Raw genomic sequence first — 17,940 nt, 5'->3', positions numbered from 1 at the left:
TGCCGGGGATGTGTTCGGCGTGTCCGGGATTACGGGTTTTCTTCCGTACCGCGGAATCGCCGTTGATAATCCGTGGGAAGCTCTCCGAAGAAGGCTTTGAAACACTTGGTGAAGTAAGACGGCGTGCCGAATCCGACCCGATAGGCCACTTCGGCGACGGTCAGCCCCTCCTCCGTCAGCAGGCCGGCTGCGCGGCGCAGACGGATCACGCGGACGTATTCGTTCGGCGAGCAGTCGGTCAGCGCCTTGAGTTTCCGGTAGAACTGCGCCCGGCTCATCCCGATCTCGCGGGCGATTTCGTCCACTCCGATTCCGGAGTCGTCGAGACGGCTCTCCACGAACGTGTGCACCCGGTCGAGGAACTTCCGGTCGAGGCGGGAGATTCCGTTTTGCCGGCCGGCAGGAGTTGTGTCGTTGTCCGGAATCTCCTGTCCGGCATAATACTGCCGCAGTTTGGCCCGGTTCTCCAGCAGGCTCCGCACCGTGGCCAGCAGCACCACCGAGCTGAACGGTTTGGTCACATAGGCATCCGCACCGCTCTGAAGCCCGTCCACGCATTGTTCGTCGAGTGCACACGCCGTGAGCAGTATGACCGGAATGTGGCAGGTCTCGACCCCTTGTTTGAGCCGCCGGCAATATTCCACCCCGTCGATGCGGGGCATCATCACGTCGGAAATAATCAGATCGGGGATGTATTTCACGGCTTTTTCCAGTCCTTCCGAACCGTCGGCGGCCATTCGGACATGGTATTCGCCGCCGAGCATCCGGTGCAGATAATTCCTGATGTCGGGGTTGTCGTCGACGATCAGAATTTGTACGGCCGCCTCCTCCGGTCCGGTTTCTCCGTCCGTTACGGGGCTTTCCGGGGCCGGAACGGGAATCCGGGGCTCGCCGCAGGCAGCGGGTATGATTCCGGGCGGCGTCTCCCGGCTGCCGACGGGCAGCGTGATCCGGAAACAGGTTCCCCGTTCCCGGTCGCTCTCCACGCCGATCCGGCCGCCGTGCATTTCGACGAAGGTTTTGGAGAGGGCCAGCCCGATGCCCGCTCCGCCCCGCCGATATCCGGTCTGGTAGAACCGGTCGAAAATCCGGCCGCACTCCTCCGGGGCGATATGGCTTCCGCTGTTCGTGACGCTCAGCCGGATGTGCGGTAGCCCGTCCTCTTCCCCGCGTTCGAGCGCGACGGTTACCCGTCCGCCCCGAGGTGTGAACTTGAAGGCATTCGAAAGCAGGTTGTAATAGACACGTTCCAGTTTCTCCTCGTCGGCATAGATACGGAAATCGGCTCCGGCGTCGGCATCGAAACGGAACTCGACGGCACGTCCTGCGGCCGCCACTTCGAACGACTTGCTCCACTCCCGGCAGCAGGCGGCCAGGTCGATCCACCCGGGGTGCAGTTCGAGCTTGCCGTTTTCGTATTTGCGGAAATCGAGAATCTGTTCGGTCATCCGCAGCAGAATCCGGGCGTTGCGGCGGATCATCTCCAGATAGAACCGCTGCTCTTCCGTCAGCCCTTCGCAGGCGGACAGCCGTTCGACCGGATCGGCGATAAGCGTCAGAGGCGTGCGCAGGTCGTGGGAAATGTTCGTGAAGAAGATCAGCTTGGCCTGGGTCGCCTCTTCGAGTTGCCGCGAGAGAGCCACCAGTTGGTCGCGCTGTTGTTCGAGCCGGTCCTTCTGGCTGTTGATTTCGTCGTTGCGGCTGACCAGAATCCGGTTGAGGCGGCTCTTGATCCGCAGCGACCGGCCGAGCAGCGCGGAGATGACGGCGATCAGGAGCAGGCTCACCAGGCTGAACCACGAAATGGCCCGCTGTGTGGAGTATCGCAGCAGATAGCTGTCGGCCAGTGATTTGAGACGACTGATCTGTTGTTGCTGCGCGATGATCTCGGACGACTGCATGTCGAGCACCGTGGCGTTCGTCCGGTCCACGATCGCTGTCGAGAGCAGCGTTTCCCGTTCGAACGGTTCGCCGCGGAGGATGGCCGCCGCCGTGGCGATAATGCGCTCTCCGCCGGTCGGATAGATGAACGACGCCTTGAATACGCCCGAACGGACCATTTCGATTCCGTTGCCCGGTCCGGGCAGTCCGTCGATCCCGACCACGTCCACGGTCCGACCGCCGGGAGTGTGTCCGGCGGCCTGCCAGGCTCCCAGGGCCATCTGGTCGTTGTGGGCGAACACCAGATCGACCTCCGGATAGATCCGGTAGAGCGAATCGGCGCGCACTTCGGCGTCGGAACGCAGCCAATGGGCATCCTCGCTGCAAAGCACCCGGATACCGGGATGGTTTTTCAACGCATTGACGAAACCCTGATGACGGTCGATGGCCGGCGTCGATCCGCTCAGTCCGGTCAGCTCGATCACCTCGCCCCGGCCGCCGAGCTGGGAGGCGACGTATTCTCCGATGATCTTTCCGATCCGGTAGTTGTCCGCCCCGATATAGGCCGTGTAGTGGTCGGAGAGAATCTTGCGGTCCACGACGATTACCGGAATCCCCCGAGCATAGGCCTCTTCGACTACGGGAGTCACCGGAATCGCTTCGTTCGGTGCGACGATCAGCAGATCGACGCCTTGTTCGATAAAGTGGCGTATGTCGGCGATCTGCCGTTCGCTGTCGCCTCCGGCCGACCGGATTTCGAGTTCCAGATTGTCGTACAGCAGAGCCTCGGTCTGCATTTCGTTGTTCATCTTCTGCCGCCAGGCATCGTCGCTGCATTGGGAGACGCCGACCGTGAAATGCGGTCGGGAGGCGTGACAGGCCGTCAGCAGGAGAGCGGAGAACAGCAGAAGTCGTTTCATGGCGCAATCGGTCAGCGGATTCGTGAAATAAGACTTTCGGGCAGTGCGGGCATGGCGCCCGGCTGCGTGCAGACATAGGCTGACACATCGACGGCCAGCCGATGGGCTTCACGCATTCCCTGTCCGGCGCAGAGTGCCGCGCAGAAGGCGGCCGTAAAGGAATCCCCTGCTCCTACGGTGTCCCGGACGGCGACCCGGGGCGTTGCGAGGACGGAATGTCCCTCCGCCGCGAAAACGTGGCTCTCTGAGGCTCCGCAGGTTATGATTAGATAATGCAGTCCGAAACGGCGGAGCGTCTCCCGGGCCCGTTCGACGAACGGACCGGCAAGCCCGAACATGGAACCGAACAGCCCGAACTCCTCCTCGTTTATCTTTAGAACGTTGCATGCCGAAAGCGACTCCTCGACTATATTCCGGCCGTAGAAGTGCTGGCGCAGGTTGATGTCGAAGACCCTGAGGCACGTTTCGCTCTCCGGCATCCGATGCAGGAAGCGGCGGATCGAATTTCTCGACACCCCGCACCGCTGGGCCAGCGTTCCGAAGCAGAACACGTCCGTCCGGGCGGCCAGTCCGTCGAGTGCCGGGGTCCAGGGGATATTGTCCCAGGCCACGTTTTCCCGGATTTCATAGGTCGGAACTCCTGCGGGATCGAGTGTGACCTGCACCGTTCCCGTCGGGAATCCGACCCTTTCGAGACGATGGCGCAGCCCCATTCCGTCGAACGTCCGCACGAGACGGTCTCCGAGGTCATCGGCCCCGACTGCGCTGACGGCCACCGCTCCGAATCCGAGTTGTCCGGCATGCCAGGCGAAGTTGGCGGGAGCACCGCCGATCTGCGGGCCTTCGGGGAGCATGTCCCACAACGCCTCGCCCATTCCTACAAACAGTCTGTCCATACTACAAATTCAATTCACGTTCGATTTGTTCCAACGATTTCCCGCGGGTTTCGGGAATCCGGTATTTCACGAAAAGAAGGGCCAGCAGGGCAAATACGCCGAAGATTCCGAACAGTGCTGCACCTCCCAGCGCATTCAGTATCGCGGGCGAGAACTGCACGGTGAGAAACGTGCATATCCAACTGACACAGGTCGAGAACGAAAGCGCCCGGGCCCGTATCCGGTCGGGGAATATCTCGCTGGTGACGACCCACATGACGGGAGCGAAGCTGGCTGCGAAGAAAGCGATATAGACGAGCAGCGCCGCCAGTACGCCCAACTCCGGCCCGCCGAGGAGGAATGACGCGGTCAGATAGCCCAGCGACAGGATCATGCCGGCCGCTCCCCACAGCAGCAGTGTTCTGCGTCCTTTCGTATCGACCAGCCAGAGCGCCACGATCGTCGAGAGGAAATTGATGAATCCCACCAGACACGACTGCAGGAGAGCCGTTCCGCCGCCCACGCCCGTATGTTCGAATATGATCGGCGCGTAGTTGATTACGGCATTGATGCCCGTGATCTGCTGGAAGGCGGCCAGTAGCGTTCCCAGCGCAACCACCCGGCCCGTCCTGCCGCTGAACAGCTCCCGGAAGGCGACTTTTCCGGCATCGTTCCGTACGGCCCCCCGCTGCCATCGCGGACTTTCGGGCAGTGAAAAGAACGAAGCGACGAGAAACACCGTTCCGAACAATGCCGGAACCGCCAGCATCCACCGCCAGTCGTCGGGACGTCCCAGCAACAGGTAGTCGAACAAATAGGCTGCCAGAATGCCGATCGTGATGGCGAACTGCTGAAACGATACGAGGCGGCCCCGCTTTCCGGCCGGAGCGATTTCCGAGATATACATCGGTCCGATGACCGAGTCGGCTCCGACGGCCAACCCCGAGAGGAACCGGAACAGGGTGAGCATCGGCGGATTGTACGACAGGGCGCATCCCGCCGAAGAGATCACGAACAGCAGGGCGACGGCCAGAAAAATCCGGCGGCGCCCGAACCGGTCCGCGAAACTGCCGGTGAAGAGCGCCCCGACCAGGCAGCCCGCGGTCAGTGCGCTGACCATCAGTCCGATTCCGTTGTCGGTAAGAGAAAAGAGTTCTTTTATGGAGTTCACGGCTCCCGAAATTCCGGCCATGTTCAGGCCGAAAAGGAATCCTCCGAGCACCGCGATGAAGACGATGCGGTAAATAGGGGCGTTATTCATGGCTGTCTTTTTGTTTGTATGGGTGCAGAGGGCTTATTTCGAGTTTTTTCACATGCAGCGTTCCACCTTTGGCGTAGAAATTCATCCGGTCGTAGGGCTCGGAAGGATAGATCAGGTTGGTTGCCACCCGTTCGCCTCCGTCCACGAACAGTTCGATCGACGACCGGTCTATCCAGAACGTCAGGCGGCTTCGCCCGCCGGATGCGAACGGTACGGGGCGGGTCGCGGCAAAAGCCGGGGAGAAGTCGGTCCGGCCGCTATGCGAGCGGTCTACGAGCATCGTGCCTTCGATGCGGTTGAAACAGATGTCCACGTACTCTCCGCGGCAGTTGAAGAGTTTGCATCCGAACACCTCGGCGTCGCCGCCCTCCAGTTCCAGCTCGATACGGCCGGCCGGGGCCGGTCCGGACGGCAGCGGGGATACATTGTGCTCGGTCTCGACGGCGAAGGCCGGTACGGCGAAAGGTTCGTCGAGGAGTTTCTCCGCTTCACGAGCGGGGACCGACGTCAGCAGCAGCTCCCCGCCGACCCGGCGCAGTCCGAGTTCGCGCGGCAGCGTGTTGCTGCCCCGGAAAGTCACGGAGGGGACCTCGTTGGCATAGGCCCAGTTGCTCATCCATCCCAATGCGATGCGGCGGCCGTCGGGAGCTCCGCTCCATGTGACGGTCGCGTAGTGATCCCGGCCGAAGTCCATCCATTTCACCTCGTCAGGATCGTCCTCCGGAGTGAAGTTCCTCCCGTCGAAATCACCGACGAAATACTGTACGCGCGAGCCGTCTTCGACTCCGAGGCTGCACAGCATCACCCAGCGGGTCTGTCCGGGTTCGCCTTCGACCGGGAGTTCGAACAGGTCGGGGCACTCCCAGGCTCCGCCGTGTGCGCCGTACTCCTCGCCGAAACGGCTTTCGAAGCGCCACGAACGCAGATTCGCCGATGAATGGATCTCCATGGCCTGCCCTGCGGCGATCACCATGATCCAACGGCCGGTTCGGTCGTGGTAAAACACTTTGGGATCGCGGAAATCGGGACGGTCGGAGGTCAGCACGGGGTTGCCGTCGTACCGGGTGAAGGTTCGGCCCCGGTCCGTGCTGTACGCAAGGCATTGGGTCTGGCGTGCTCCGGACGCCGTATACAGGGCGATCATGGCGTTCCTGCCGAATCCTGCCGTATTCTGGGGGTCCATGACGCAGCAGCCCGAGAAGACGGCTCCCAGCGAGTCGGGCTCCAGCACGACGCCCAGCTCCTCCCAGTCGAGCAGATTCCGGCTCACGGCGTGTCCCCACGACATGTTTTCCCAGCGCGATCCGTAGGGGTTGTGCTGGTAGAAAAGATGATAAACGTCTCCCTCCCGGACCATTCCGTTCGGATCGTTCATCCATCCGTAGGGAGGCGTGTGATGGTAGGCCGGACGGAAAGGCTCCTCCGCGAATGCGGGAATCCGGTCGGAGAGGCGCATCGCCTCCCAGCAAACGGCGTCGTAGGGACAATCCGTCACTTCGCAAACTACTTTTCGGCCGTCGTAGGGGCGCAGGTCGAACGGAAAGGTGCAGTCGCACGCCTCACGTGCCAAGGCGACCCGTATGCTCCGCGATCCGCCGTCTTCCGTGAAGAATCTCAGCGTAGCGTTGGGCGCTCCGTCCTCCACGGGCAGCAACAGGTAATCACGGTTTGCCGCAAAGTGCAGGCGGGCTTCGTTGTTGTTCAGGTGATGCACCGTTACGGACGGCTCGCAGGCCATGCAGAGGAGCAGAGCCGAAAATCCGGCCAGCGGGCCGGTCAGGTATTCCGGTTTCATGGTTTTTCAGGGATTAGTGTCATACAATCGAAACCCGCCATCATTCCGAGCGAACGGGGATTCCGTCCGGTGAGTTCGGCGCGGAGCAGCAGCCTTCCGTCGCGGACGGTAACATGGCGGAGAGCCACCGGCCCGGCGACGGTCACCGTGTCGGCATAGGCGTCGAACGACGTGCCGCGGCCGTTGGCCGTCAGCCGCATCCGGCCGTAATCGGCGGCCCGGGTCAGGTACAGGTTCACCGTATAACGGCCGTCGGGAATGTCGTTCAGGACAAATTCCACGAAATCGCCCGTATCGCCGCCGAAGACAACGAGCTGTTTCTGGCCGCTCCACAGACCGTCGGGGAATCCGGCCATGTTCTGTCGGTCCGTCATCAGACGGTCGCTTTTGCGCGAAACGGCGAGGCTTTCGAATTCGACGGCTCCCGCCACGCGGAAGTCCGCCGGATCTTCGGGCCGGGGCGGCCATGCCCTGCGGGCCTCGGCGATTCCCGATGCGGCGGCCGCGTTCGAGGAGGCGTCTCCGTACCAGAAGACCGTCGTGGCATAATCCACGCGGCCGTCGCGCCACCCCAGCATCTCCATGTCGAATCTCAGTTCCCGTCCGAAGGGAATGCCGTCGAGATTGCGTGTGCGGAAAAAAGAGTTGTATCCCTGGGAGTTGGCAAGATCCGCCCGCGGCGCCCCGCCGAAAGGCGTGTGGAACGGGACGACCGGAGCCCACGAACCGTTGTAGTAGTCCTCGACGCCCGTACCGAAATGCGACGGGAAACTCTCGCCGTCCACCCAGATTTTCTCGTCGCCTTCGCCGTACCAGGTCCGCGAATGGTTGAACAGCGCGAGCAGATCGCCCCGGTACACGCCCCGGCCGGAAAGGGTGACGAAATTCCAGTCGTAGCATCCCTCCGCCGTCCGAGAGAACGGCAGGCCGTCCTCACGCCGCCAGGAGGCGTGGAAGTAGAGCGAGCGCCCGTTCCATTCGTAACGGGCAGTGCCGACGGAGAGGCTCACGCTGCAAGGTTCGTCCGAAACGTTGAGCAGGGCGATTTCACCTCTCTGCCGGTAAGGCATCGGCCAGCGGCTCAGGATTTTTCCGCGTCCGTCGGAGCGGAGGAACCAGCTCTCGACGGCGGGAGCTCCCGTGCCGCCGCCCGAGAATCCGGACAAGGGGGCCCACACGGTCCGGTTGCCGTCGAACGAGGCGGTGAGAATCAGTTTCTCCATCAACTGCCCGTAACGTGCCGAATCGCACGAAACGGTTATCCGGGCCTGTGTCACCGTCCGTGTTCCCTCGGGCAGACGAAGGCGGAGTGTGTCACCGGGTTGCAGCAGGGCTTCGGCCGAGCGTTCGCGGCCCCGCTCCGTCGCAGCGTCGGGTTCGAGTAGCAGGCGGTCCGTTCCGAGGATCTGCTCCGTGTATTTTTGTACGACCGGAAGCGAAAAGCTCTCGACTTCGATTCCGGGGGCGTAGGTGCGGTAGTTGAATTGGTAGTAACGGGGTACGTCCGATACGCCGGCCGGTTCCTCCAGCGCGACCACGCAGCGGCGGGCGTAGGGAATCGGCAGGTAGAGCGTACTGCCGCCCCGGACCCCGGCCGTGTAGCTGGTGTGGGGTTGCAGCAGTCCGCGGCCGAGCCCGGTGATTCCGAAACGCATCAGATCGTAGGCCGGAACGACCCAGACGGGCTCTTCGGCTCCGTCCACATAGAATCGCAGCGTTCCGGCGGGATTGGTGGTGGTCAGCCAGATGCGGGTGATGGCTCCGGGACCTTCGGCGTCGAAGAGAATTTTCATGGGGCGCCCCTGCAGGGTGTCCCGGCGGATGAATCCGAATCCGTCGTCGTTGGCGAACCACCCGGGTGTATCCGCTTCGACGGCCCGGCGGTCGTAGCTGCTCATAAGGCGGCAGGTGTAGGAGGGTTCCGGCCAGCGGGTCGTTTCGTCCGCAGAAGTCATCTCGCGGAGCAGCGTCCCGAGCGTCACGGTCTGCGGAGGCTCGGCGGAACAGCCGATGCAGCAGAGCGCCCACAGCGCCGCCGCGATTTCCAAAACAGATTTCATGGCGATACGGTATTTAGTCGAGCGGTTCATTCGAAGCCTTCGGCGCGGGTTTGCAGGTCGCCGTACCAGAAGACCGTGTTCACGATGTCGGCGCGGCCGGCTTCGTGTCCCTCCATCTCCAGGTCGAATTTCAACTTCCGGTTGAACGGAATGCCGTCGAGACTGCGCTGCCGGTAGTGGTTGTTGAATCCGTTGAAGTCTCCGGAATCCAGCCGGGGTTCGCCGCCGAATGGCGACAGGTAACGGAAATAGCCGCAGAAGGAGTAGTAGTCTTCGACGCCCGTACCGAAATGCGACGGGAAATCCTCGTCATCCACCCAGATCTTTTCGTCGCCTTCGCCCGGCCAGTTGTTCGTGCGGTTGTCGATGGAGAAGACGTCGCCGCGCAGCACGCCGCGGCCGCCTTCGATCGTGGCGAAATTCCAGTCGTATCCGTTGGCGTAGTCGTTCCAGAGTATGATCCGTACGTCCCGGCTCTCTTTGCGGGCCGCGTGGAAGTAGAGCGAACGGTCGTCCCATTCGTAGGTATTGACCCGTGCCGACACCTCCGCCTTTACAGTGTGTTCCGCCGAGCGGTTCCGGAGCACGAACTCCCCTTCGCGCCGGTAGGGCATCGTCCAACGGCTCTCCACTCCGCCCTTGCCGTCGGCGGTCAGGAACCAGCTTTTGACAGCTTCGGCTCCGGGACCGGCTCCGCTGAAATCGGCCAGCGGAGCCGAGACGGTCTGCGTACCGTCGAACGAGGCCGTCAGCAGCAGATCGTTCATCGCATCCGCATAGGGCGTCCCGTCGCACGTCACCGAGAATTTGGCCTCCGTGACGGCCTTCGTGCCTTCGGGCAGGCTCAGCACGAGTGATTCCCCGGGAGCCAGGATGCGGTTTGCGGAGACCAGCCGGCCCGACATCCTCACACGGGGATTCAGCAGCGTTCGGTTGGTTTCGGCGATCCGGTCGCGTGCGCGTTCGAGTACCTCCTCAGAGAAGGTCTCCACACTCACCGACGGATCGTAACGGCGAAAGTTGATCTGGTAATAACGCGAGGGATTCACGAGCGAGTTGTCCTGCTCCTCGAGGGTGATCTTGCATCCGTTGCCGTACGGGATCGGCAGGTAGAGCGAACTGCCGCGCACCCATTTGTCGCCGGGTTGCATCAGTCCCTTGCGGAGCAGTGAGTTCTTCCACTCGTCGCCCAGCGAGGCGCATATCTCCTGTACGTCGAACGAGGAAATCTCCCAGTTCGGTGTTTCGGACCCGTCGAAATAGAACCGGATCACGGCTGTCGGGGATTGGAAAGAGGTAAGCCAGATGCGGGTGATGACGCCGGGGCCGTCCTCGTCGAAGAGGACCCGCTCCGCCCGGCCGCCGTTTACTTCGTCGCGGACGTATCCCCAGCCGTCGTCGTTGGCGAACCACTCGGGTGTGCCGGGTGTCACGGAACGGCGGTCGCGGCTGCTCTCTTCGCGGCAGACGTAGGACAGTTCCGGGAAACGGGTCGCCTCGTCGAAGGAGATCATCTCGTCGAGCAGTGTCTCCATCGTCACGTCGTAGCTCGAAGGGTCGGGTTTGGGCTTCGGCTCCCATTTGGGAGGTTCGGTCCATGTGAATTCGTTGGTGCAGGAGTAACCCAGCAGGGTGGTGAAGAGCAGGGCTCCCACCAGAACGGTTCGCTTGTAAAACATGATCGGATTTTTATTCATTGCATTTTCATGATTCGGGGGTTTACCATCCGGGATTCTGCAGCAGCCCGTCGCGGTTCTTGTCGATCTCGCTCTGCTCGATCGGGAAGAAATAGTGTTGCGGCGCCACGAAGACGCGCTGTTCGCAGAGCGTCCGTACGTAGAAGGCGTCGTCCTGTTTCGAGGTCCCGGCGTAGATGTTCAGGCTGTGCACCGGTTTGGCCTCGCTCAGCTCGGCGTCCTTCCAGCGGCGGACGTCGAAGAACCGGTGGGTCTCGAACGCCAGTTCGATACGGCGTTCATGCTTGATGCGTTCGCGCATCTGCTCCTTGGACAGCCCGTCGGGCAGACCGGGCAGCCCCGACCGGTTCCGGATTTCATTGATGTAGTAATAGGCGTCGTGGCCGTCGGCATTCGCGGTCGAAGGACCGGCGTATTCGTTGAGCGCCTCGGCGCAGTTGAGGTAAATCTCTCCCAGGCGGAAGTAGATCCAGAAAGTCTTTTCGGTCTTCAGCGGATTGGAGGTGATGTCTATGTTGTTGATCTTGCGCATCAGGTACCCCGTCTTGCAGTAGTCCGATCCGGCGTATTTCTTGCCGTCCACTCCTTCGTACCAGAAGGCCAGTTCGTGATCGTGCTTCCAGACCTGACCGGGGAAATTGATACTGGCGTAGAACCGCGGTTCGCGGTGTGTGTACATGTTGCGCACGCCGGCGGGCCAGCGGCCGGTCTCGGCCTCGGTCGCATATCCGGTCTCCGTGTAGCCGGATTCCGTATTGACGATGGGGTTCAGCCCGTTGTCGGTGTATCCGGTGATGGGAGTCGTGCCGTCCTCCATCTCATAGGCGTCCACCATCTCCTGTGTCGGGTTGAAGATCGACGGCGTGCCGTAGCTGATCGGGTCGCTGCACCACATGTGATGCCAGTAATCGCCCAGGTTCTTTCCGAAGAGTATTTCGCAGTTCCAGTTTTCGGTGAAAATCTCCTCGTAGTTCTTCACGGGGTCGTCGTCTTCGCTGTGATAAAGTCCGAATCCGGCCGCTTCGGCCTCCCGGATACAGCGGGCGGCCGCTTCGGCGGCATCCTTCCACTTTTCGGGATCCTCGGTCTGGGGAATCAACTGTTCGCCTGTGGCGGGATCCTTCATCATGGCCAGATCGGGATTGCCGTTGTAGAGCGGGGAGGCGAGGTAGAGCAGCACGCGGGAGCGCAGTGCCAGCGCGGAGGCCTGTGTGGGGCGTCCCAGGTCGGTGGAGTTCTGCACGGGAGGCAGCAGTTCGTAGGCGTCCATGCAGTCCTGGGCGATGAATGCGGCCGAGCGCTCGATCGAAACCCGCCGGAACCGGTCGGCCGTCACTCCGGGATCGGCCACGAAGTCCATCGCGACGATCGGTCCGTAGGCCCGCATCACCTCGAAATGGAAGAAGGCCCGCAGAAAGAGCGCCTCGCCTTTCCAGTTGCGGATCTGTTCGGCCGTGGCATTGGCCCGGTCGATGTACGAAAGGAAGATGTTGATGCTGCGGATAGCGGCGTAACCCTCCTTCCAGATCGGAATGCGGCTGACATTGTCGGAATTCCACGATCCGGCGTTGATCATGTGCGAATAGGCTCCGCCGTAGGCGATCTCCATTTCGTCGCAACCGCCTGTGAAAGGGCTGCGGAATCCTCCGTCGTCGGCGAAATTCGCTTCGTTGGGAAGCCAACTGTAAATATTCGACAAAAAAGCCCGCGTCCAGTCGGGATTCGTGAATACGTCGGGAATGGTCATATCCTCGTCGGGCGTCTTGTCGAGGTAATCGCACGATGCGAGCAGACAGGCGCCTCCGAGTGCGAGAAGCAGTTTTTTCAGTTTCATATCGCGATGGTTTTAGAAATTTATCTGCACGCCGCCGTTGATCGTGCGCTGCTGGGGATAGTTGCCCGTTCCCGTATCGGCCTCCGGATCGACGATCTTCAGGCCGTCGAGGCAGAAGAGGTTCGTTCCGTTCACGAAGACGCGGATTTTTTCGATGCGCAGCTTCCGGCTCCACCGTTCGGGCAGCGTGTAGCCTATCTCGGCGCTCTTCAGGCGGAGGTAGCTCGCATCGCGCAGATAGAGCGTGCTTTTCTGGTAGTTATTGGGGTTGTTGCCGTTGATGACGGCCGGATATTTGGCTTTCGAGTTGTCGGCCGCGCCCGGGATCCAGCGGTTGTCGTAATACTCGCGCGAGATGTTGTAGCGGGGGTATTCCAACGAATAGGGGAGCATGTCCTCCGACATGAGGAATGTCGAAACGCGGGTCGCACCGGTGAAGCTGAAGGAGAAATCCACTCCCTTGTAGGCCATCGAACCTCCGAATCCGAACATGATCTCCGGGGTCCGGGCGAATCCGATGGGCGCCCGGTCGTCGGGCGTGATCTTGCCGTCGCCGTTCAGGTCGAGGTATTTGACGTCGCCCGGCCGCACCTCGGTCATGAAGGTCTGCGTGGGGCTGTCGGCGATCTCCTCTTCGCAGGTGAAGAAGCCGAGCGCGATGTAGCCGAATGGCTGGTCGATCCGGCGGCCGCGGGTTTCGAGCCAGTCGTAACGCGGATGCGGCGTATCGTCCTCGACGATGTGGTTGTGCGCATAGGTGAAGTTCCCGTAGAACGAGTAGTAGAATCCTCCCGGAGAGGTGTCCCGCCACTCCAGTACGGCATCCACACCCCGGTTTCGGACGTGTCCCATGTTGGCGTAGACGGCCGTCGAAATGCCCGTCACGTTGGGAATGGACTTGCGCTCCAGAAGAATGTCCCGGCGGTCTTCGTCGAAGAAGTCGCCTTGCAGCGACAGCCGGTCCTTCAGGAAGCGAAGCTCGATGCCGATGTCGGCCTTGTAGGCCTTCTCCCAGGTCACGTCGGCACCGATCTTGTACTCGCTGTAACCGACGATCCCGGTCTGCGACGATCCGAACAGACCCCCGTTGGCATTGGTATTGACTGTCGAGAGGTAGAGGAAGCGGTCGTTGCTGATCTGGTCGTTGCCCACCACGCCGTAGGAGCCGCGCAGTTTGAAATAGATGTCTTTCAGAAATCCCGAACGCTGCCAGAACTCTTCGCCCGATACGACCCAGCCCAGCGATGCGGAGGGGAAGAAGCCGTAGCGGCTTCCTTTCCGGAAATTCTCGGAGCCGTTGTATCCGAAATTGAACTCCGCCAGATACCTGCCCGCGTAATCGTATGTCAGACGTCCTGCGAGTCCCTGCCTGCGGTAGGGAAGGTTCAGCATGCTGTTCCCGGCCGTGAGGTCCTTGTAGTCGCGCCGGTTGAAGAGCAGCATCGCCATCACGTGATGCCGCCCGAAGGTCCGGTCGTAGTTCAGCCCGAAGTCGTAGTAATAGGCCCGGTTCGAGGTGTTCGTCACGCCGTAGGCCATGCTCTCGGCGTTGCGGACATTCATGTATATGTCGTTGTCCTCGTCATCCTTGCCCATGTAACGCTTCATGCCGTAGGTGATATGGCGGTTCACGTTGTTGAAGTAATAGAAGTCGTAGGAGAATTTGGCCGAGAGCGAAAGACCTTCGGTCACCAGCGAGGAGAGATCCCACGACAAATTGAACGTTCCCTGCAGCGTGTTGATGAACTGTTTGGAATAGCCGCTTTGCGTAGCGAGCGCCCACGGGTTGAGGTATACGGCCGATCCTGCGCTGCCGGGCGTGCCGTCGGGATTCTGGCGGGGCATCTGGATCGGCGACACCTGACGCATCTGCGCGAATATTTCGTCGGATGCGGTTCCCGGATAGGTCTTGTCCTGGATGATTCCGCCCAGCCCGAGGCTCAGAACGAGGTTTTTCGACACATTGACATCGACGTTCGAACGGAAATTGTAACGGTCGGAGCGCGAATTGGTGCGGTAGTCGTAGCCGGGATCTTCGCGGAACAGTCCGCTCTGGCTGGTGTAGCCCACATTGACGAAGTAACGCACGATTTCGTTTCCTCCGCTGATACTCAGGTTGTTGATCGTCTGAAAGCTATTCTTCTTTAGTACGTCGCCCACCCAATCCGTATCGGGATAGAGATAAGGGTCGGAACCGTCGCGGAACTTCAGCAGCTCCTCCTCCGTCCACGGCAGGGAGGCCGCCGGGCCGCCCCCGTTGCGCGTCGCCTCGTTCATGAGCGAAGCGAATTCGTAACCGGAGATATACTGCGGGAAACGCAGTCCGTGCAGCGAGGCGAATTCCGTCCGGAATACGACTTGCGGTTTCCCCATCCTGCCTTTCTTGGTGTTGATGAGAATGACGCCGTTGGCGCCGCGGACGCCGTATACCGCCGTTGCGGAGGCGTCCTTGAGCACTGTCACCGACTCGATCTCGGCCACGTTGATCAGGTTCATGTCGCGCTCCACACCGTCCACGAGGATCAGCGGATTGCGGTTCTGCCACGTACCCATGCCCCGGATGAAGATCGCTGCCGAGTCGTTGCCCGGCTCGCTCGTGCTCTGACGCGTGATGATGCCCGGCATCGCGCCGCCGATGGAGTTCGACAGCGACACGGTCGCCGTCCTTTCGAGTACCTGGGGTTTCACGCCGGACAGGGCGCCGGTCACCGACTCTTTTTTCTGCGTGCCGTATCCCACGACCACGACGTCCTCCATTTCGGTCGAAGCCTGGCGCATCACGATATTCTGTACCGTTTGTCCTTGATAGACGACCTCTTCGGTCTGGTATCCCAGGAAACTGAACACGATCGTTGCACCGGGCGTCAGTCCGTCCATTTCGTAGTGTCCGTCGAATCCGGAGGTGGTTCCCCGGGTTGTATCCTTCACGACGACGGTTACGCCGACCATCGGCCGGCCCTCTATGTCGAGTATCAGACCCGATATTCCCTGTGTCTGCTGGGCCCGGGCCGCCGACAGACAGCATACGGCCAGCAGGAATCCCGGCAACGCTCTTTTGGCGCGTTGCAGGAAAACGTTGAAAAGATTCATAGGCGATTGGATTTTGGCCGGTCCGCACGACGGTAGGACGAGGCTCCCGGAGGAGCCTCGCCGCCGTCGCGGAGGACGCGGATCTCTATTTGAACCGGATTTCGGCCGATTCGGGCACGTAACGGTTTGCGAATTCCTGATTCTGACGCATGTAAAGCGTCTGAAGCGGATTGGTGTGGTTCACGGGATCGTCCGGCGTATATACGCCCAGAATCTCCATTCTGTCGGCGCATTCGCTCACGTCGAGCGTCGTCAGCAGGTTGTCGTGGAGCCAGAGGACGATGAGTGCCGGCGTGTCGGTCGCGGAGAACGAGGCGAGTTGATTCCGGACGCAGTGTACGTCGTGGAGCTTTTTTCCGTGTACGGCGAGTGTCGTGAGCCGGTTGTCGTTCACCTGCACCAGTTCGAGATTGTCGCACGAGGACAGGTCGAGCGACGTCAGCGCGCAGTCGTAGGCGTTCAGCATGGCGAGTTTCGTGCAACCCGTGAGGTCGAGCGCATCGAGCGTGCGGTTCGCCTGGACATTGCATTCGGTGAGGGCTGCGCATCCGCGGAGGTCGATTTCGCTCAGGTTGTTCGTGTCGCACCAGAGGATGCCGAGGCTTGTGCAGCCCTCGACGTCGAGCGTCGTCAGGGAGTTCGCCTGGCATTTCAGTTCGGCGAGGGCCGTGCAGCCGTCCACTCGGAGCGATTCCATGCCGTTGTTGTCGCACCACACCGACGTCAGGCGGGGATGGCCGCTCAGATCGAGCGACCGGATGCCGCAGCCCGGTCCCCGGAATATCTGTAGGTTCGTATTGTCGCTCAGGTCGAGCGATGTCAGGGTCCTGTTGTTCTGAAGCCAGATTTCGCGCAAGGCGCCGCATCCCGACAGGTCGAGTTCCGCCAGCGCGTTGTCCGGAATGTCGAGCAGGTCGAGCGCCGCGCATCCGCGGAACGAGGCGCGGGCGAGCCGGTTGGCCGCCACCTTGCATTCGGTCAGCGACGTACAGCCGGACAGGTCGAGCGATGCGCGCCGGTTACGCCAGCCGTACACCTTTTTCAGGGCCGGACATCCGGAGACGGAAAGCGTTTCGACGGAGTTTTCCTGGAAGTTCAGCTCTTCGAGTTTCGGGCAGTTCGTCAAGGAGACGCTGCGCAGCGATCCGAGGATCTCCTCCTCGCCGGTCTTCGTCAGACCGTCGCACCAGATATGGATCAGTTCGGGGCAGTCGGCCACGGAGAGTTCGGTGAGAGGGTTGCGCTGTATTTCGAGCTGCGAGAGCGCCTTGTTGGCCGACAGGTCGAGCGACGCCAGATCATTGTCCCACGCCTTGAGCTCGGTCAGCCCGGGACACTCCGTTAGGTTCAGCGAGGTCAGCGCGTTGGTGTAGCACCACAACAGTGACAGCTCGGGGCAGCCGGAGATTTCGAGCGTTTCGAGCGAATTTTCCTGACAATAGACCGACTGCAGTTTCGGACACTCCTTCACGCTCAGTCTGCGCAACGGTCCGGGAAGGTTTTCCTTCAGTCCGTCGCACAGCAGTGCTTCAAGCCGGGGCAGTCCCTCTACGGCAAGTTCCTCGAAAGAGGTGCGGATCAGTTCCACGCGTGTCAGATCCGTATTTTGCGAGAGGTCGATCGCCGAAATCGGGTTATCGTTGGCCACGAGCGTTTGTAGTTTCGCGAACCGGCCGATGCCTTCCAGCGATACGATGCCGAGCCCCGAACAGTCGATACTCGTCACGGCGGCTATTTCGCCCGTCTGCAATTGACCGTCCCAGTTCTCGTCGAAATTGTCGAGGGCGTACTGCATGAAGGCGGGATCGGGCAGCACGACCAGCTCCTCGGCCAGCGTGGTGAACGAAACCTGCTGTCCGTAGGCCACTCCGGATTCGTTTGCGGCGAAGGCCCGGACATAATAGAGCGTTCCCGAACGGAGGTTCTCCAGCGGCAGCGAAAATTCGGTTTCCGAAGGATCTCCCTCGGTGTTGTCGTTTTCGATCGTCGGGTTCTCCTCCGTAGACCAGCAGATGCCGACGGCGGTGACCTCCGAAGCTCCCGGAGACTCGACCGTGCCGCCGCCCGTGGCCGACCGGTAGGAGATGTCGTCGATGACGGACGTCGTGACGGTCGGAACGAGGCTTTCGGCCTTGAACGATACCGCATCGCCGTAGATCGTTTCGTTCCCGGATACGGCGTAGGCGCGTACATGATAAACGGCGCCTTCCTGCAGTCCGGTCAGTTCCGAACGGAACGAACCCAGACCTTCGCCGTCGGAAGTCGATGCGTCGGAGACGGTCGGATTCTCCGACTGCGACCAGCAGACGCCGCGGCGCGTCACGACGGCGCCTTCGTCGCCGGAGACCGTGCCGCCGCTCACGGCTTTCGTTCCGCTGATTTCGGTCACCGCAGCGGTCGTGACTTCGATTTTCGTCCCTCCGGGACCTTCCGTATCGTCGTCCCCGCAGGCCGTGAGAGATAGGAAAGCCCAGGCGTATGCGCATACGCGCAACAGAAGAGAATGGTTTTTCATAAGCATTCGGGT

At 61.3% G+C, this 17,940-nt stretch carries 9 protein-coding genes; all 9 read right to left on the bottom strand.

The genetic code is table 11. From position 1 onward, the window contains the following. Window positions 1-29: 29 nt before the first annotated feature. The 9 genes from FME97_RS05940 to FME97_RS05900 all read right to left on the bottom strand — a co-directional run bounded on the left by FME97_RS05940 (window position 30) and on the right by FME97_RS05900 (window position 17,928). Window positions 30-2,801 (bottom strand): substrate-binding domain-containing protein, encoded by a 2,772-nt coding sequence (locus tag FME97_RS05940; RefSeq protein ID WP_141428333.1) that lies wholly within the window; start codon window positions 2,799-2,801, stop codon window positions 30-32. 11 nt (window positions 2,802-2,812) lie between these two features. Further along, the gene (locus FME97_RS05935) at window positions 2,813-3,697 is read right to left on the bottom strand and encodes a carbohydrate kinase family protein (protein WP_141428332.1); all 885 of its coding nucleotides are present in this window, start codon (window positions 3,695-3,697) and stop codon (window positions 2,813-2,815) included. A gap of 1 nt (window position 3,698) precedes the next feature. Next, window positions 3,699-4,937, bottom strand: coding sequence for an MFS transporter (locus FME97_RS05930; protein ID WP_141428331.1), 1,239 nt, complete (start codon window positions 4,935-4,937; stop codon window positions 3,699-3,701). Beyond that, window positions 4,930-6,732, bottom strand: a complete 1,803-nt coding sequence (locus FME97_RS05925) for a GH32 C-terminal domain-containing protein (protein ID WP_232522947.1) — start codon at window positions 6,730-6,732, stop codon at window positions 4,930-4,932. The genes FME97_RS05930 and FME97_RS05925 overlap by 8 nt, the downstream gene beginning before the upstream one ends. Then, the gene (locus FME97_RS05920) at window positions 6,729-8,792 is read right to left on the bottom strand and encodes a glycoside hydrolase family 172 protein (protein ID WP_162502058.1); all 2,064 of its coding nucleotides are present in this window, start codon (window positions 8,790-8,792) and stop codon (window positions 6,729-6,731) included. Before FME97_RS05920 ends, FME97_RS05925 begins: the two co-directional genes overlap by 4 nt. 26 nt (window positions 8,793-8,818) lie before the next feature. Further along, window positions 8,819-10,471 carry a glycoside hydrolase family 172 protein gene (locus FME97_RS05915; RefSeq protein WP_162502057.1) on the bottom strand — a complete coding sequence of 551 codons (1,653 nt, stop codon included), beginning with the start codon at window positions 10,469-10,471 and terminating at the stop codon, window positions 8,819-8,821. Window positions 10,472-10,511: 40 nt separating this feature from the next. Further along, window positions 10,512-12,323, bottom strand: coding sequence for a RagB/SusD family nutrient uptake outer membrane protein (locus tag FME97_RS05910; RefSeq protein ID WP_141428328.1), 1,812 nt, complete (start codon window positions 12,321-12,323; stop codon window positions 10,512-10,514). 12 nt (window positions 12,324-12,335) lie between these two features. After that, complete coding sequence (locus FME97_RS05905; RefSeq protein ID WP_141428327.1) at window positions 12,336-15,413, bottom strand: SusC/RagA family TonB-linked outer membrane protein; 3,078 nt, start codon at window positions 15,411-15,413, stop codon at window positions 12,336-12,338. Between the two features lie 85 nt (window positions 15,414-15,498). Next, on the bottom strand, window positions 15,499-17,928 hold the full coding sequence (locus FME97_RS05900; protein WP_141428326.1) for a leucine-rich repeat domain-containing protein: 2,430 nt from the start codon (window positions 17,926-17,928) through the stop codon (window positions 15,499-15,501). Between the last annotated feature and the right edge of the window lie 12 nt (window positions 17,929-17,940).

Origin of the sequence: Alistipes dispar (genome assembly GCF_006542685.1) — a bacterium.
In the GTDB taxonomy this organism is placed as follows: domain Bacteria; phylum Bacteroidota; class Bacteroidia; order Bacteroidales; family Rikenellaceae; genus Alistipes; species Alistipes dispar.
The sequence above is the reverse complement of the archived record's forward strand: the minus strand, read 5'-3'. Positions and strand labels throughout refer to the sequence as shown.

Bases quoted from the DNA above. Each gene is read 5' to 3' on its own strand.
- FME97_RS05925 (WP_232522947.1), bottom strand. From the start codon at position 6,732: ATGAAACCGGAATACCTGACCGGCCCGCTGGCCGGATTTTCGGCTCTG.
- FME97_RS05905 (WP_141428327.1), bottom strand. From the start codon at position 15,413: ATGAATCTTTTCAACGTTTTCCTGCAACGCGCCAAAAGAGCGTTGCCG.
- FME97_RS05930 (WP_141428331.1), bottom strand. From the start codon at position 4,937: ATGAATAACGCCCCTATTTACCGCATCGTCTTCATCGCGGTGCTCGGA.
- FME97_RS05935 (WP_141428332.1), bottom strand. From the start codon at position 3,697: ATGGACAGACTGTTTGTAGGAATGGGCGAGGCGTTGTGGGACATGCTC.
- FME97_RS05910 (WP_141428328.1), bottom strand. From the start codon at position 12,323: ATGAAACTGAAAAAACTGCTTCTCGCACTCGGAGGCGCCTGTCTGCTC.
- FME97_RS05900 (WP_141428326.1), bottom strand. From the start codon at position 17,928: ATGAAAAACCATTCTCTTCTGTTGCGCGTATGCGCATACGCCTGGGCT.
- FME97_RS05940 (WP_141428333.1), bottom strand. From the start codon at position 2,801: ATGAAACGACTTCTGCTGTTCTCCGCTCTCCTGCTGACGGCCTGTCAC.
- FME97_RS05920 (WP_162502058.1), bottom strand. From the start codon at position 8,792: ATGAAATCTGTTTTGGAAATCGCGGCGGCGCTGTGGGCGCTCTGCTGC.
- FME97_RS05915 (WP_162502057.1), bottom strand. From the start codon at position 10,471: ATGTTTTACAAGCGAACCGTTCTGGTGGGAGCCCTGCTCTTCACCACC.